The organism is Hymenobacter psoromatis (assembly GCA_001596155.1).
GTDB lineage: Bacteria > Bacteroidota > Bacteroidia > Cytophagales > Hymenobacteraceae > Hymenobacter.
The window spans coordinates 2,651,463-2,666,323 of the sequence record CP014771.1 but is presented as its reverse complement, the minus strand read 5'-3'; the positions used below and the strand labels follow the sequence as shown (position 1 = coordinate 2,666,323).

The 14,861-nt window shown below is 64.2% G+C and carries 10 protein-coding genes, 1 tRNA gene and 1 pseudogene; 3 read left to right on the top strand and 9 right to left on the bottom strand.

Annotation, left to right across the window (positions count from 1 at the left end; translation table 11 throughout):
- Positions 1-23: 23 nt before the first annotated feature.
- Positions 24-1,054 (top strand): annotated as a pseudogene (locus A0257_11280) (homoserine O-acetyltransferase).
- A gap of 82 nt (positions 1,055-1,136) precedes the next feature.
- On the opposite strand, the gene A0257_11275 reads toward A0257_11280, so the two are convergent.
- The 4 genes from A0257_11275 to A0257_11260 all read right to left on the bottom strand — a co-directional run bounded on the left by A0257_11275 (position 1,137) and on the right by A0257_11260 (position 7,976).
- Entirely contained in the window at positions 1,137-1,736 is a 600-nt protein-coding gene (locus A0257_11275; protein AMR27620.1) for a hypothetical protein, read from the bottom strand.
- 1 nt (position 1,737) lies between these two features.
- Positions 1,738-3,261, bottom strand: coding sequence for a hypothetical protein (locus tag A0257_11270; protein AMR27619.1), 1,524 nt, complete (start codon positions 3,259-3,261; stop codon positions 1,738-1,740).
- A gap of 20 nt (positions 3,262-3,281) precedes the next feature.
- Entirely contained in the window at positions 3,282-6,425 is a 3,144-nt protein-coding gene (locus tag A0257_11265) for a hypothetical protein (GenBank protein AMR27618.1), read from the bottom strand.
- 306 nt (positions 6,426-6,731) lie between these two features.
- Positions 6,732-7,976: a hypothetical protein gene (locus A0257_11260; protein ID AMR27617.1), complete on the bottom strand. Its 1,245-nt coding sequence runs from the start codon at positions 7,974-7,976 to the stop codon at positions 6,732-6,734.
- 143 nt (positions 7,977-8,119) lie between these two features.
- Between A0257_11260 and A0257_11255 the strand changes: the two genes are divergently transcribed.
- The gene (locus A0257_11255; protein ID AMR27616.1) at positions 8,120-9,022 is read left to right on the top strand and encodes an LD-carboxypeptidase; all 903 of its coding nucleotides are present in this window, start codon (positions 8,120-8,122) and stop codon (positions 9,020-9,022) included.
- 2 nt (positions 9,023-9,024) lie between these two features.
- Here A0257_11255 and A0257_11250 read toward each other — a convergent pair whose 3' ends face one another.
- Entirely contained in the window at positions 9,025-9,480 is a 456-nt protein-coding gene (locus A0257_11250; protein ID AMR27615.1) for a hypothetical protein, read from the bottom strand.
- 130 nt (positions 9,481-9,610) lie between these two features.
- Between A0257_11250 and A0257_11245 the strand changes: the two genes are divergently transcribed.
- A tRNA-Thr gene (locus A0257_11245) sits at positions 9,611-9,683 on the top strand.
- Positions 9,684-9,889: 206 nt separating this feature from the next.
- Here the strand turns inward: A0257_11245 and A0257_11240 are convergent.
- From A0257_11240 to A0257_11225, 4 genes are all read right to left on the bottom strand, one after another.
- A complete protein-coding gene (locus A0257_11240) occupies positions 9,890-10,093 on the bottom strand; it encodes a hypothetical protein (protein ID AMR27614.1) in 204 nt (67 codons plus the stop codon).
- A gap of 55 nt (positions 10,094-10,148) precedes the next feature.
- Positions 10,149-11,897, bottom strand: a complete 1,749-nt coding sequence (locus A0257_11235; protein AMR27613.1) for a hypothetical protein — start codon at positions 11,895-11,897, stop codon at positions 10,149-10,151.
- A gap of 157 nt (positions 11,898-12,054) precedes the next feature.
- Positions 12,055-12,762, bottom strand: coding sequence for a hypothetical protein (locus tag A0257_11230; protein ID AMR27612.1), 708 nt, complete (start codon positions 12,760-12,762; stop codon positions 12,055-12,057).
- A gap of 66 nt (positions 12,763-12,828) precedes the next feature.
- Complete coding sequence (locus A0257_11225) at positions 12,829-14,562, bottom strand: hypothetical protein (GenBank protein AMR27611.1); 1,734 nt, start codon at positions 14,560-14,562, stop codon at positions 12,829-12,831.
- Between the last annotated feature and the right edge of the window lie 299 nt (positions 14,563-14,861).

Sequence of the window (14,861 nt, the reverse complement as noted above, 5' to 3'; positions counted from 1 at the left end):
TCTGCGGTGAAATCACTAACGTTATGCAAGACCAGTTTTTCACCCTCCCTACCCCCTTTCCGCTGGAGAGCGGGGCCGCGCTGGCCGGTGCGCAGGTGGCTTACCGCACCTGGGGCCGGCTCAACGCCGCGCGCGACAACGTGGTGTGGGTGTGCCACGCCCTCACGGCCAATGCCGACGTGCTGGATTGGTGGGCGGGCTTGTTTGGGCCGGGCTGCTTCTTTGACCCGGCCGACTGGTACATCGTGTGCGCCAACGTGCTGGGCTCGTGCTACGGCAGCACCAGCCCGCTCGATGCCGACCCCGCCACCGGCGCGCCCCGCTACGAGGCGTTTCCGCTGCTCACCATCCGCGACCTGGCCGCCGCGCACGAGGCGCTGCGGCAGCATTTGGGGCTGGCCAGCATTCACACCCTTATTGGCGGTTCGCTGGGTGGGCAGCAGGCGCTGGAATGGGCGGTGATGAAATCAGGAACTATTCAGCACCTGGTGGTTATTGCCACCAATGCCCGGCACTCGGCCTGGGGCATTGCCTTTAATGAGGCGCAGCGGCTGGCCATCGAGGCCGACCCTACCTACCACGCCCACGCGCCGGAGGGGGGTAGGGCGGGCCTGCGCGCCGCCCGCGCCGTGGCCCTGCTCAGCTACCGCGGCTACGCGGCCTACCACGCCACCCAAACCGACGACGAGGCCGACCCGCGCCTGCGCGACTACCGCGCCAGCAGCTACCAGCGCTACCAGGGCGACAAGCTCGTGGCCCGCTTCAACGCGTATAGCTACGTAACCCTGAGCCGCGCGATGGACACCCACCACCTGGGGCGCGGCCGGGGGGGGTAGGGCCGGCGCTGGCCCGCATCCGGGCGCGTACGCTGGTGCTGGGCATCACTTCCGATATACTTTTTCCGCTCAGCGAACAGCGTGAGTTGGCCCAGGGCATCGCGGGTGCCACCTATGCCGAGCTGGAATCGGGCTACGGCCACGATGGTTTTTTGCTGGAAATAAAGCAGATAAGCAAACAGCTGGAGCGGTTTTACGCGGCCGCTCTGGCCGCGTAGTTCCCTACCCCCTCGTTTCCACCAAAAGAGCCCCAGCAGTGTTGCCAGGGCTCTTTTTTGTAGTTCGCGGTTGCGGGCCGTTTTACAGCAGGCGCACGTCCACTTCGGTGGTAATAAGCTGCGTGCCATCTTCCAGGGTGATGAGGAAGAAGAAGCGTAGCTGATTGGGTGTCTGCGGGTTGGCGTTGGGCGTGAGGGTGCCCGCACCGCCGGTTGAGGTGCCGGTGAAGGCAAACGCAGCCGATTTGGTAGAGCCGGCGGGCAGGGTCGGAAATACCGCGTTGAGGCGCGTAACGTAGCTGCGCACCGCGTTCAGGTCCGAGCTGAACGTGATGGTGTTCGTGCCACTTCCGGCTACCGGGGTGGCCAGGTAGTTCGGATACAGATTGCTCTGCAAGTATTCCACGCCGCTGTTGCCGGTGGCTACCTTGGTGATTTCCTTGATTTTACCTTTATCAGCCGGAATGCTGAAGGCAATCGAAAACGTGCCATTGCCATCGGCCCCCACGGTGGTCGTGACGACGGGAAAGCGCTCGAAATACACCTGGTTGGTGACCGTGACCGGAATGGGCGCGAGGCTGTCTTGCAGCGGGCCCAGGTGGTTACCGTATTCCTTCTTACAAGCCGAAAAACCGACGACCAGCACGAGCAGTAACGCGAGCTGAGTAGCTATTTTTTTCATGTTAATTGGCATAATAAAGTGGATTGGGAGTGCTCGTCCACCACACGGGGGTAGCGATAGTTACCGTCGGCATGTTGCCGCCGTTGGCCGCTACTTCGGAAGGGGGGTAGAGCAGGCGCTGCGGGATGTTGGGTGTGAACGACACGTTGAGGGCGGGCTGCAGGCGGGGGTAGCCGGTGCGGCGGTAGTCGTTCCAGGCCTCGTAGCCGTTGCCGACCCAGGCCGTCCACTTCTGGCGGATAATCTGGTTGACCTTGTGGGCATCGGTGCCGCTGAGGGTCACGATAGCCGGGTTAGCCTTGAAATAAGAGTTGATATCGTTCTGGCTCAGACCGGTTTCCTGCATCGACGCCCGAATGCCCTGCTTGTAGAGCGAGTCGGCAACGCCCGGCGTTTTGAGCGTGATAACCGCCTCGGCCAGAATAAAGCACCGCTGAAAATTGGTGAGCAGGCGCACCGGCGCCTCGCCCGCGTTGCCCAGCACGTAAGTGTTATAGACCGAGCGGTTGTTTACCGCAGCTGTTCGGCTGGGAGCCGTAGCATTGCTGCCATTTTCGAAACCCGTAAACTTGCCGAAAGGCGTGACTTCGGTTGGGGCGGTGTAGGTAGGGGTAGTGGTAAAATACTTTGGCATCCGGGGGTCCTTGTACGCCGCCAGCGAGTCGAGGAAGCGCGTACTGGCCATCTGGTCGTTGGGCCGGTTTGTGACGTTGTAGGAGTAAAACGGGTTGGTATTGCCCACGGCCGTGCCGAAGGGCACCGCAAGGTCTTCGGTATTGGCGTAGATGGCCGCGCTGCCGTCGGCCCCCTTGGTCAGCACTTCGTTTATCACTTTGGCGGCCAGCACCGGGTCTTTCTTGCTGACGGTGTTGGCAAACTTCAGTAGCAGCATATTGCCCGCTTTTTTCCACTTGGTGAGGTCGCCTTTATACACGAAGTCGTCGCCACCAGGGGCCAGCGTGCCGGGCTTGTCGAGGTCGGCCAGGCCTTCGCGCACCAGGTCAAACAGGCTCTGGATGCCAGTAGCACCTTCGTAGATATCCTGCTGCTTGTCGAAAGCCGGTTGGATAGACCCCAGGCCTTGCAGGGCCTGCGAGTAGGGCACGTCGCCCCACATATCCGTTGCCAGCGCAAAATTGTAGGCTTTGAGGAGCTTGGCAATGCCCGAGTAGGCCGGGCTGGTGCCCTGGGTGCTGGCAATAAGCGTCTGGGCACCGATTAGGTTGTTGCCGTAGAGGTCGTTGCGCCACTCGTTGTCGTAGTTGCCGCTGATGGCATATTTATCCTCCGTAAAGGGCTGGTTGGCAATGCCGGCGTAGTGCTGAATAAACAGGTCGCCGTCGCGGCCCAGCGTGTTGCCCAACACGAAGCCGGTGCCGATGGCAATGGTAGGCAGCTGCACGGCGGGCTGCACCACAGTGGGGTTGTTTGGACTGGCGTTGACGTCCAGAAACTTGGAGCAGCCGGCGGCGGCCACAGCCACGGCCGCCAGCGCGGCAAACCGGAAGCGGGTAAAATTCTGCATGGAAAGTATCGCTAAAGCCGTTAGAAGGAGAACCGCAAATAAGCCCCGTAGCTGCGCACGCTGGGCGGGCCTTGCAGGTCGAGGCTGCGGATGTTGCCGGCACCCTGGGTGTTCACTTCGGGAAAGAAGTTGGCGTTGGGGGCGTAGTAGAAGAGGTTGCGGCCCGACAGCGTGAGGGAGGCGCTGCCGAAGGGCGAGTTGCCCAGCAGGCTTTTGGGCAGGGCGTAGCTCAGCGAAACCTCCCGCAGAGTATAGTGCGTGCCGTCGAAGATGTTGAGGTCGCTTTGCAGGCCCTGGTTGCTCCAGTAGCTCTGGGCGTCCACCTGGATGTTATTGGGGCGGAACGTGCCGTCGGCGTTCTGAATCACGCCCGGAATAACGCGGGGCTGGTCGCGGGCTACCCCCGTTTCTTTCAGCATGCCGGCCGACTTATACGCCGCCTGAGTGAAGGACAGAATGTCGCCGCCCACGATGGCATCAATCAAAAACGAGAGCGTAACGCCCTTGTAGGCCAGCGTGTTGGTGATGCCGCCCTGCCAGTTCACGTTGGGGTTGGCCGTCACCTGCGCGCTCTGCTCAGTTGCCCAGAGGCCGGTTTTGGGGTTGATGATATACTGACCATCGGGCGCAGTCGCCTTCTTCTGGCCCAGAATAACGCCGTAGGGCTGGCCCACCACGTAGGAAGGCACCGAGCCGATAAACGAGCTACCCAGAATGGAGGAGCTTTTTACCCCCGGATAAATCGATACCACTACGTTGCGAATGCGGGTGTAGTTGGCCGAGATGTCCCAGGTGAAGCCCGAAGTGGAGCGCACCGCCGACAGCATACCCAACAATTCGATGCCTTTGTTGTCGAGCTCGCCGGCGTTGGTGTAGAAGCTGGTGTAGCCAGTCGAGCCGGCCAGCGTCACGGGTAGAATCTGGTTCGAGCTAACCGTTTTGAAGTAGGTAGCGTCCAGGGTCAGGCGGTTGTTGAAGAAGCCCAGGTTCATGCCCACCTCGGCCGACTTGGTAAACTCCGGCTTCAGCGTTTGGCCGCCGCCGAGGGTGGCGCTGGGCTTGAAGCCGACCACCCCGTTGAAGGGAAAAGTCACGTTGGCCACGTTGTTGCCCTGGCCACCCGACACGTAGTAGGTGTCGAGCACGTAGGGGTCGGCGTCGCGCCCCACCCTGGCCACGTTGCCCCGAAGCTTGCCGTAGGAGAAAAAGTCCGAGCTGATGTTAAACGCATCCGTAAATACGAAGCCGGCCGATATGGAGGGGTAGAGATACGTGTTGTTGGCGGTGGGCAGCGTCGAAGAGCGGTCCACGCGCGCCGTGCCTTCCAGAAACAGGTAGTTGTTGTAGGCCAGCGACAGGTCGGCGTAGTAGCCCAGCAGGCGGCGCGTGTAGTTGGTTTCGCCGCTGCCCGTGAAATTGGCCGCGTTGATGGTGTTGTAAAAGCCCGGCTGCGAGAGCGTGGCCGCCGACACGTACTGCTCGTTGCGGCGGCGCTGGTTGGTTTGCTGGCCCACGAGCAGGTTGGCATTCAGCTTGTTCACGAAGATATTTTCCTTCTTGGCCGTCACCAGCAGGTCGCCGGTAAACTCGGCGTACTGGATATTATCCTGGAAAATCAGGCCCGTCGGGTTGCGCGACGACGTGATGGCCGCAATTTGCTTGCGGCGGTCGGTGTACGCATCGAGGCCCGCCCGATACGTCACGCTCAGCCACGGAAAGAAGTCGTAGCCAATGCTGACCACGTTGATAAAGCGCGTGACATTGCTGGACGTGTTGTTGTTCTCCAGGTTCCAGGTAGGGTTATCGAGGCCTGCGAAAAACAGGTTGCCCCCGGTCGCGGTCTGGAAAACCTGGTTTTGCAGGTCAAAGCTGCGCGGCACCGACGAGAGCGAGCCAAAGGCGCTACCCCCGTTGCCGGTTTGCGGGGCCAGTTGGTTGGTTTGCGAGAAGTTGACCGAGCCCCGCAGCCGGATTTTATTTTGCAGCGTGGTGCCGCCGCCCAGCTGCACGTTGGTGCGCTGGAGGTTCGACGACTCAACGATGCCCTTCTGGGCCGTGCTGTTCACGTTGAGCGAGAAGTTCGACGTGCCGTTGTTGCCGGCCAGCTGCACGCCGTTGGTCCAAAGGCTACCCAGCTTGTAGAAGCTACTGATGTTATCCGAGTAGGACTGGTAGGGTAGGTTGGTGTTGTTGGCCAGCAGCAGGCCGTTGGCGAAGGTGGGCGTGGTGCCGAAGCGCGGGCCCCACGAGTTGGTGCTGCCCGTCAGGATGTTGCCGGCGCCGCTGGCGGTAGTGATTACCCCGTTGGTGCCCTGGCCGTAGTCATTCTGAAAAGCCGGCAAGCCCATCACGTGCTGAAAGTTGTAGCCGGTAGTCAGCACCACTTCCAGCTTCTTATTCACGTCAGCGCCCGATTTGGTCGTAATTAGAATGGCCCCCGACGAAGCGCGCGAGCCGTAGAGCGCGGCGGCGGCCGGCCCCTTCAGGATGCTGATGTTGGCGATGTTGTTGGGGTCGATGTCGGCGGCGCGGTTGGCGGTTTGGGCACCGTAGAGCGTGCCGGCCGCGCCGCCGTTGGTGCGGTCGGTGTCGTTGCTCACCGGAATGCCATCGACCACGAACAGCGGCTGGTTGTTGCCCGTGAGCGAGGTAATGCCCCGGATGTTGATGTTGGTCGATGTGCCGGCCAGGCCGCTGGCCCCGGTAATGTTCACGCCCGAAACCTTGCCCTGCAAGGCATTCAGCACGTTGGGTTCCGATTTCTGCGCCACCGCGCCGCCCTGAATCTCCTGGGTCGCGTAGCCGAGCGTGCGCTTGTCTTTCTGAATGCCGAGGGCCGTCACGACCACCTCGCTCAGCTCGCGGGCATTGGCGCTCAGCTGCACCTTAAACGTGGTTTCGCTGCCCACGGGCCGCTCCACGCTGTTCATGCCAATCGAGGAGAATACCAACGTAGCCCCGGCCTGCGGCACGGTCAACTTAAACGAGCCCTCGGCATCGGTAGAAGTACCATTCGTGGTGCCCTTCACGAGCACCGTAACCCCCGGTAGACCCTCACCGGTTTTCTGGTCCGTTACCCGCCCCGACACGGCCCGCGTTTGGGCCAGCACCACTTGGAACAACGTTACCATGAACAGGAAGGTCATGAGTAGATTTCTTTTCATGAAACTGTGAATTGGTTAAAGTGAGTAGCCTAACAAAAAATCGAAGCCCCTAAAGTAGCTGGCCGTTTGCCAAAATCGCGCATAATCTGGCCGTATTTTCTGCTAGTTTTTAGTATTAAAACACAAAAGCTACCACCAACTCGGCGGTAGCTTTTGTATAAAATCCTCATTCACAGTAATTTTGACTTTAATTTTGAACTACCCTTTGATTAATACTCACTCTCGCATTTTATTCTGCTTTTTCTACGACACCCCCCTTTTATCGCAACCCTCGCGCCGAAAAAAGAGCAGCTTTTTGCGTTATCCCTATTCAAAAACTACCCGCACTGGCACCTGCCCGGCAAAACGCAGCGAGTAGATGCCGGCGGCCAGCGCCCCGCGCGGCACCTGCCAGCTTTGGGCGGTGGGCGTGAGGCGGCGCACCACGCGGCCCGTCATGTCGAGCAGGTCGGCATCGCCCAGCTCGCGCCAGGTGGGGGGTAGGGCCAGTTGCACAAACTCGCGGGCCGGAATGGGATAAGCCTGGGCAATGGGCAGCGTGGCCGCGCTGGCCGGGCGCGCCGCCAGCGCGGTGCCGGTGAGCCGCAAAATCGGCCGCAGAAAATCGCGGATGGTCCAGAAGGTGGTGTCGGCGTAGGTGGCGTTGCTTTCGAAGGGAATGTGGCCGGCACCCTTGAGCGTGCGCAGCGTGTTGCGGATGCCCACGGCCGTGGCGCGGGGGTTGAGGCGGCCGCTGCCATACACGTATTTGGGGGGTAGGAAGGAGCCGATTTTGCCCTGGAAGTAAGGCACCGTGCGGTCGGCGGTGCCGTGCACGCTGCACAGCGGCGCGTTGCCGGCCTCAATGATGCTGGGGCTTTCGGTGGCACCGCTCAGGCTGAGCACGGCGGCCACGGCGCTGCTGTAGGCAGCGTTGCCGCCGGTGCCCTCAATGCCGCCCAGCGCGGCCAGGCCCACGTAGGCGGGTACTTCGCTGGGTTTGTCGAGGTAGCCGGTTTCGAGCGCGGCAAAGGCCCCGGCCGACGAGCCACCCACGATGATGTAGCTACTAAACACGCGGTAGGTTTGGGCGGTGGCCGCGTCGTTGCGGAAGAAGCGCACGGCGGCGCGCATGTCCTGCATCCCGCGGATGGCGGCCTGGGCTAACCCTGCCGTATCGGCCGGCGCGGCAACGCCGGTGAGCGGAAAGCCCAGCCGGTACTCGATGCTGGCCGTGACGTAGCCCAGCCGGGCCATGCGGGTGCAGATATTCACCATGTAAGCATCAGTCCGCGAGCCGACCAGGAAACCGCCCTGGTGCGCAAAAATGATAAGCGGCCGGCGCTTCACGGTGTCGCCGGTGGGCTGATAAATATCGAGCAGCAGCTGCTGGGTAGTGCCGGCGTAGGTGGTAGCCGAGCCGTAGGCCACGTTGCTCGTGACCGTGACATTGGCAAAAACGGGCTGGTAGTAGCGCCCGCCGGTGGTGTCGATGGGCGCCAGCTGCGCCGAGGCCAGGCCGGGGGCCGCCAGCACGAGCAAGGCGACCAGGATGCGGAAAAGTGGCTTCATAGGTAGTAAAGGTTAATTTAAGATGGAATAAAATATGGCACTCGTCAGCATTTATCAACAGCAGCCGGGGCGCAAGGTTAGTGCGCGGGCGGTGGTTTCTTTGTGAAAAATCAACCAATCCCGGCCCCTGGCCGACCTGCCGCATGTCTGCCATCGCTCCTCCCTTTCTCCGGCCCGGCCAGCGCGTGGCGCTGGTGGCCCCGGCCCGCAAAATCAGCGCCGCCGAAGTCGAGCTGGCCGTGCAAACCCTGCGCGGCTGGGGCCTCGACGTGGTGCTGGGCGAGAGCATCGGCGCGGCGCACCACCAGTTTGCCGGCGACGATGAGCTGCGCCGCCGCGACTTCCAGCGCCAGCTCGACGACCCGGCCGTGCGGGCCATTTTGTGCGCGCGGGGCGGCTACGGCACCGCCCGCCTGGTCGATGAGTTGGACTTCCGCCACTTTGCCGAGCACCCCAAATGGATAGCGGGCTTTTCGGATATCACCGTGCTCAACAGCCACTTGCTGCGCCTGGGCTACCAGAGTATCCACGGCGTGATGCCGGTGCTTTATGGCCAGGCCGGCGGCGAGGCGGCGGTCGAGAGCCTGCGTCGCGCGCTGTTTGGCGAAGCCCTGGCCTGCCAGGCCCCGCCCTACCCCCTCAACCGGCCCGGCACGGCCACTGGCGAGCTGGTGGGCGGCAACCTAAGCCTGCTGCACACCAGCACCGGCACCACCTCGCAGGCCAGCTTCGCGGGGCGCATCCTGTTTCTGGAAGACCTGGACGAGTACCTCTACCACCTCGACCGCATGCTGCTGCACCTGCACCGCAGCGGGCAGCTGGTGGGCCTGGCCGGACTGGTAGTGGGCCATTTTTCGGCTATTAAAGACAACGCCGTGCCCTTCGGCCAAACGGCCCACGAGATTATCAACCACTACGCCCAGCGCTACAGCTTTCCGGTGGGCTACGGCTTCCCGGTGGGCCACGAGGCTGATAACCAGGCGCTGGTGGTGGGCCGCCCGGCCACCTTCACCGTCGATAAGGGGGGTGGCAGCCTCAGCCAGTAAGGCTATTTGCGCCGCTTCTGGCGGCGCTGGCGCAGGCCCTGGGCCACCAGGCCAGCTACCAGGCCGCCCACCGTGTACCAGGCCACGGTCATGGCCTGCGTTTGGGGCGTGCGGTTGCTGGGCGCGGTGCCCAGGCCCATCGGGCCGGGCAGCACTACCCCCCCTACGCCGGCCAACGCCCCCAGCGCGATACCCCGCCCCAGGCTGTGCTTGCCACTGCCTGCCAGCGTGTAGTACAAGGTATTACTGAGCACGTCGCCCAGCATGGTGGCCGAATAAATTGTGGTGTGGTCGGGCTGGGGCAGGTCTTCGAGCCGCAGAATTTTGCGCAGGCCGCGCTCGCCGAGCACGTCCATGCGGGGCGCGTCCTGGGGGCGCAGGCGGCGGGCTGTTTCGTGCAGCGCGGTGAGCGCGATGGCCCCGGCAAAGCCAGCGGCGAGGGAAGGAAGAATTTTCATGAGCGCTTCGTAAAAACAATGGTTGTCCGCTCTCAGACGTAGCCCGCCCGGTGGGGTTGCGCAAAATGTTGCGCGAAGTGGCGCGGCATCGTATATTTGCACCCCCAACGCCACCAAGCGTTGGGAAAATGCCGATTTAGCTCAGCTGGTAGAGCAGCTCATTCGTAATGAGCAGGTCGTTGGTTCGAGTCCAATAATCGGCTCATACTTGAATACCCGGAGTACCCGGAAAACCGCTTCTCACGTCGTGAAAGCAGTTTTCCGGGTTTTTCTCGTCTGGGGGAATTAGTAGTTTCCGACGTAAAGCCGAAGGAGAAGCGGGTTTTTTCGTCCTCTGCACCACCTGCGAAATCGCCGTGGCAACGCTATAGGCAGCCATCAGCCAGCCGCCGCCCCCCGGCACGGCTGGCTACCGCTGGTTGGCAACCAGCACGCGGCGGCTCCTATAGCTATCCAGCGTTTTGTGGCCCTTGGGAAAGGCAGTGGCGGGCAGGCCGGCGTAGCTGGCGGGCACCGCGCGGCGGGCCGTCGCCGCACGGCGGGTAGTTTGGGTCGAGAAGTGGAGGATAACCAGCAGCAGACCAAGAAAAACGAGCGTCAGAAACTTGTTCATAGCAAAATAGAGAAAAGAGTGTAGAGAGCGGGAAAGGCAGCGCAGTGGTAGTCATCTAGTTGGGGCTAGGCAGGGGGGTAGGCGGCACTTCGGCGGGCGCGGGCGCTGTGCTGGGCGCAGGGGCGGGCGTTTCGGTGGGCGCGGGAGTGGGCGTTTCGGTAGGTGCGGGAGTGGGCGTTTCGGTAGGCGCGGGAGCTTCGGCTGGCACAGGGGGGGTAGGCGGCGCGGCCTCGGCCGGCGTGGGGGGTGGCGCGGGCGCGGGGCAGCCGTGGGTGGCCCAGGTGCCTTTCTCTTTGGGGCACTTGTCGTAGCGGTTGCTTACGCCATCGCCATCCTTGTCGGAGCGGCGGTGGCGGCGCAGGGCCAGGGCCAGCCCGAAATACACATCGGCCCCGGTGGCCGTGCTCAGGCCCAGCAGGCCGCCCAGGTTGTCGGAGCCCAGCACCAGCGGCCCCAGCCGCACCATCGCGCCCACTTGCAGCTGCCGGTAGCCATTGGCCCACACCACCGGCAGCGCCAGCTCGGCCCGGCTGAATTCGAAACGCGGCGTGAGGGCCAGCAGGCTGGCCGTGTGGCTGCCGAGGCTGCGCGCCGGCAGCAGGCTTTGGGTCCAGAGCAGGCCGGCGTAGAAGTGGCCAGCCACCTGGTAGTCGGCCGTGAAGCGCAGGGCCGCCGGCAGGTAGGTCGTGAATTCACGGCTCGTGCTGCTGAGGCCCACCAGGCTTCTCGCCGTGTTCTCGACCGATTGCAGAGTCCTGAATTTCAGGGTGTCAAGCTGCGTCAGGCGCACCGTGGCAGTGTTGGCCAGCTGGCCCTGGCGCACGTGCTGGCCGTCGTTGTAAACAATTGCCCCGAGGTCGGTGAGGGCCAGGCCCAGGCGCAGGCGGTACTTGTTCCGGCTGTTGTCGGGGCGGTCCTGCCCGTCCATGTGGTAGTTGTAGCGCCGGTAATCGGGCCGCCATTCATAGGTCAGGCCAAGGTCGGCCCCGTAGCCGCGGCCCAGCTGCTGGTCGCCGTAGAGCGAGCCCGCCGTAAAGCCGTTTTGCCCATATAGCTTATAGTCGGTGAGGCCATAGCTGAGCTGGCTGCTTTGCAGCTCGATGCTGTTCTTATCCAGCACCTTAAACTGCACGCCATCGTTGCGCACGTAGCCGCCGCCCAGCCCCACCAGGTATTTCAGCGTGAGGCCGCCCTTGAAGAAATGGGTGGTGTTGAGAGTAAACGTGCGGGCGTAGGTGAGGGCAAACTCGTGGTAGGCGCTGGCCTCCAGGTTGAAGCTGTTGTCGGTGAGCAGCTGGTTGGCCAGGCCCAGCTGGTCGGCCTGGCCCAAGCCGTAGCGCGCCAGCTGCGCCAGGCTGTAGCTCACGCCGCTGGCCTGCGCGAAGCCCCGCACCCGGCTGCTGAAAGCGATGGCCGAGCGCGGCCCCAACGTCAGCATGAACGCGGGTAGGCGCACCTCGGCGGTGGCGCTGGCAAACTGCGGCCCGCTGCGGCCGTCTTGCTCAACCAAGTAGTCCTTTTTGAAGGAAAAACCCGATTCCCAAGGCTTCTGGGGCAGGTTTAGCCGCAGGTAGGTGTTGTAGAAGCTGGCGTCGGCCCCGCCCAGATTCAGGTAGGCACGCAGGCGCGAGTCGGCCAGGGCGCTGGGGTTGAGGTAGGCGCTGTTGGTGCCGCCGTAATTGCTCTGGGCCAGGCCCAGCCAGCCCTGCGCCGCCGCTGGCTGCGCCGCGCCCGCCAGTAGCCAAAGGCCAGGTAGCAGGCACGCCGCTACCCGGCCCCGGCGGGGGGTATTGTTTGTTTTCATAGTTCAGGAAAGAGAGCGTGGGTGGTGGCCGGCTATGCGCTAGCCCAACCACCACTGCAAAGCTCCCTCACGCTTTAACTAGCTGCAATACCCAGTTTTAGGTAATTTTTTCTGATAATTATTCTATAGCGAAAAGGTAGGCTGCCGGGCAGCGCTTTCACAGCCCATGCTCGTGGGCAAAGCGCACCAGCTCGGCCAGGCCGTGCACGCTCAGCTTGTGCATCAGGTTGCGGCGGTGGGTGCTCACCGTGAGTTCGGCCAACGATAGCCGGGCGGCGATGGCGCGGGTCGAGAGGCCCTCGCGCACCAGGCCGATTATCTCGCGTTCGCGCGCCGAAAGCTGGCGCAGGCGCAGCAGCGCTTCGGCATCGACCTGCCCCGGCCCGGCGGGCGGGCCGGGCAGCGGCGCGCGCAGCCGCACCCGCGCCGGAAACACCAGCTGCCCCGTGTGCACCGCTCGAATGGCGGCCAGCAGCGCCCCCGCCTCGGCCGACTTATCCAGGAAGCCCTGCACGCCAGCCGCCGCCACCTGCGCCACCAGCATGGGCGAAGTGGCGCTGCTGAACACCAGCACCCGCAGCCCCGGCCACTGGCGGCGCAGCTGCGGCAGCAGGCTCAGGCCATCGTGGGGCGGGGGCAGGTGCAGGTCGAGCAGCAACAGGTTGGCAGTGGGGGTAGGGCCGGCCTCCAGGTGCGCCAGCAGCGCCTCGCCGCTGGCAAACTGCCCGCACACTTCCAGGTCGGGCTCCTGGCTGAAAAGCGCGGCCAGCCCCCGCGTGAGGGCCGGGTGGTCATCGACGAGTAGCAAGCGGCACGGCATGGGGGGGTAGGGGGTTAATTTGATAAAAAGCGGGAAGGGCAGCAAGAGCTATTACGCGGAGGGCAGTGCTGACTGCGTAACATTAGTTCATAATCAACTACTTACAAAAACTCAAATCGGTAACTCTACCATAATGCTCGTGCCCTGGCCGGGCTGGCTGCGCACCTGCACCTGGCCGCGCAGGTAGCCCGTGCGGGCCTGCACGCCGCGCAGGCCCAGCCCGCCGCGGGGGGGTAGGGGCACCAGCGGGTCGAAGCCCCGGCCATCGTCCTCCACGGTGAGGCGCAGAGTAGTGGGTAGGCGGCGCACGGCTACTTGCACGTGGCGGGCCTGGGCGTGGCGCAGGGCATTATGGAGCAGCTCGGCCACGATGCGGTAGGCGGCCTGCTGCACGGCCGGCGGCAGGGCGGCGGCGGCGGCATCGCAGTGGCAGCTGATGTGCGGGCCGTCGTCGGTCAGGCTCAGGGTGTCGGCCAGCAGCGTCACGGCGGCGGGCAGGGGTAGGGGCGCGCCGGGCGGGGCCGGCAGCAGCGCGTGGCTGAGGGTGCGCACGTCGTAGCGCAGCTGGCGCAGCAGGGCCGCGCTGTGGGCGTGGGCCTCGGCGAGGGCGGGCGGGCCGTGGGCCAGCGCCTCGCGCACGGCCCGGCCCTGCCAGGCCAGGTGCAGGGCCGTGAGGCCGGGGGCCAGGGCATCGTGCAGCTCGCGGGCCAGGGCCTCGCGCTCCTCATCCTGCGCCCCAATGAGGTGCTGGCCGGCGGCGGCGCGCTCGTGCAGGCGGCGCAGGCGCTGGTCGGTGTTTTGGCGCTGCGCCTGCCGGAAGCGCGCCGTGAGGAGCACGCTCAGCAGCAGCAATTCCAGGGCCAGGCCCCAGGCCAGGGCGTTGGGATTCACCACGTGAATGTTGACCATCCCCGAGCGATTAAGCAGAAAATTGAGACTGCCCAAAAAGAAGCACGCGTAGGTGAGGCCGTAGTAGCCCGCCAGCCGCCGCTGCACCCGGCGGCCCCGCCAGCCGATGGCTAGCAGCAGCAGGCCGCCGCCCACCAGCACCACCCACAGCACGACCTCGCGGCTGCTGTTGAGAGCCGCCATCGAGCCCTCGCCGGCCCGCGCCGCCGGCCTCGCCAGCAGCCCGTAGGCCAGCGCCGCACAGGCAGCCAGGCCGCTCAGCCCCCAGCTGAGGCGATGCAGGCGCGGCCAGCTCTGGCGCAGACGCATAAAGCGGCTCAGCACCCGCAGCTGGCAGGCCAGCGCCAGCAGCAGCAGGCTATATTGCCCCAGCCGCCAGCCCAGCGTGTAGAGCGGCTGCGGCACCAGCCAGGCATCGAGGCCGTCCTCCATCACTAAAAACCAGGTGGCGAACAAGATATATGCCCCGTACCACAGGTACAGGCGGTCGCGCAGAAACGCGAACAGCACCACGCTCAAAAGGGCGCTGCCCAGGTACAGGCCCAGTAGCCAGGTCCAGCGCTTGGTGAAGAAAAACGCCTGCTCATAGGCCAGAAAGTCTTCGGCCGTGGTGAGGTCGGTGGGCAGGTAGGTGGCACCGGTGCGGTTTTCGACGGCCACGTACACCACGGCCCGCTCGTGGGCTTCCAGCCAAAAGGGCAAGCAACTGGCCCGCGCCGGAAAGCCCCGCGCCACCGCCACCACCCGGCCGCTGGTGCCCGCCACAAAATGCGCCGGCCCCCGGCCGCCGGGCTGCACGAACAGCGCCGCGCTGTCCACGAACGCATAGAGGCTCCACACGAAGCGCGTGCGCTGGGGCAGCGTGTTCACCACCGTGGCGCGCAGCCACAGCCGGTCGCGCGTGAAGCCCGCCTGAAACACCCGCCCCGTGGGCATGGGCCGGAAGCTGCCCGCCGCCCACAGCGCCGCCGCCCGGCCGCCGCTCAGGGGCTGCGCGGCGGGGTCAAAGCAATAGGTAATGTAAGGAAGCCAGGGCCGTCGTTGGTGGCGCGCAGCCGCAGGGTGTCGGGTGGGGGGGCAGGCGGGCGGGCCAGCGCGGCCCCCAGTGCCAGAGGCCAGAGCCAGCCAAAAAGCAGGGGGTAGCGCATAGGGCAGGGCGGGGGGGTGAGGCCGGCGGCAGACCAACGGCTAAGCTATTCATCTTTAAAAACAACGGACTAATCCTCAAATTCTTA

Excerpts from the sequence above, each read along its gene's own strand:
- A0257_11250 (AMR27615.1), bottom strand. The coding sequence starts at position 9,480 with ATGAAAATTCTTCCTTCCCTCGCCGCTGGCTTTGCCGGGGCCATCGCG.
- A0257_11225 (AMR27611.1), bottom strand. The coding sequence starts at position 14,562 with ATGCCCACGGGGCGGGTGTTTCAGGCGGGCTTCACGCGCGACCGGCTG.
- A0257_11240 (AMR27614.1), bottom strand. The coding sequence starts at position 10,093 with ATGAACAAGTTTCTGACGCTCGTTTTTCTTGGTCTGCTGCTGGTTATC.
- A0257_11270 (AMR27619.1), bottom strand. The coding sequence starts at position 3,261 with ATGCAGAATTTTACCCGCTTCCGGTTTGCCGCGCTGGCGGCCGTGGCT.
- A0257_11255 (AMR27616.1), top strand. The coding sequence starts at position 8,120 with ATGTCTGCCATCGCTCCTCCCTTTCTCCGGCCCGGCCAGCGCGTGGCG.
- A0257_11265 (AMR27618.1), bottom strand. The coding sequence starts at position 6,425 with ATGAAAAGAAATCTACTCATGACCTTCCTGTTCATGGTAACGTTGTTC.
- A0257_11235 (AMR27613.1), bottom strand. The coding sequence starts at position 11,897 with ATGAAAACAAACAATACCCCCCGCCGGGGCCGGGTAGCGGCGTGCCTG.
- A0257_11260 (AMR27617.1), bottom strand. The coding sequence starts at position 7,976 with ATGAAGCCACTTTTCCGCATCCTGGTCGCCTTGCTCGTGCTGGCGGCC.
- A0257_11275 (AMR27620.1), bottom strand. The coding sequence starts at position 1,736 with ATGAAAAAAATAGCTACTCAGCTCGCGTTACTGCTCGTGCTGGTCGTC.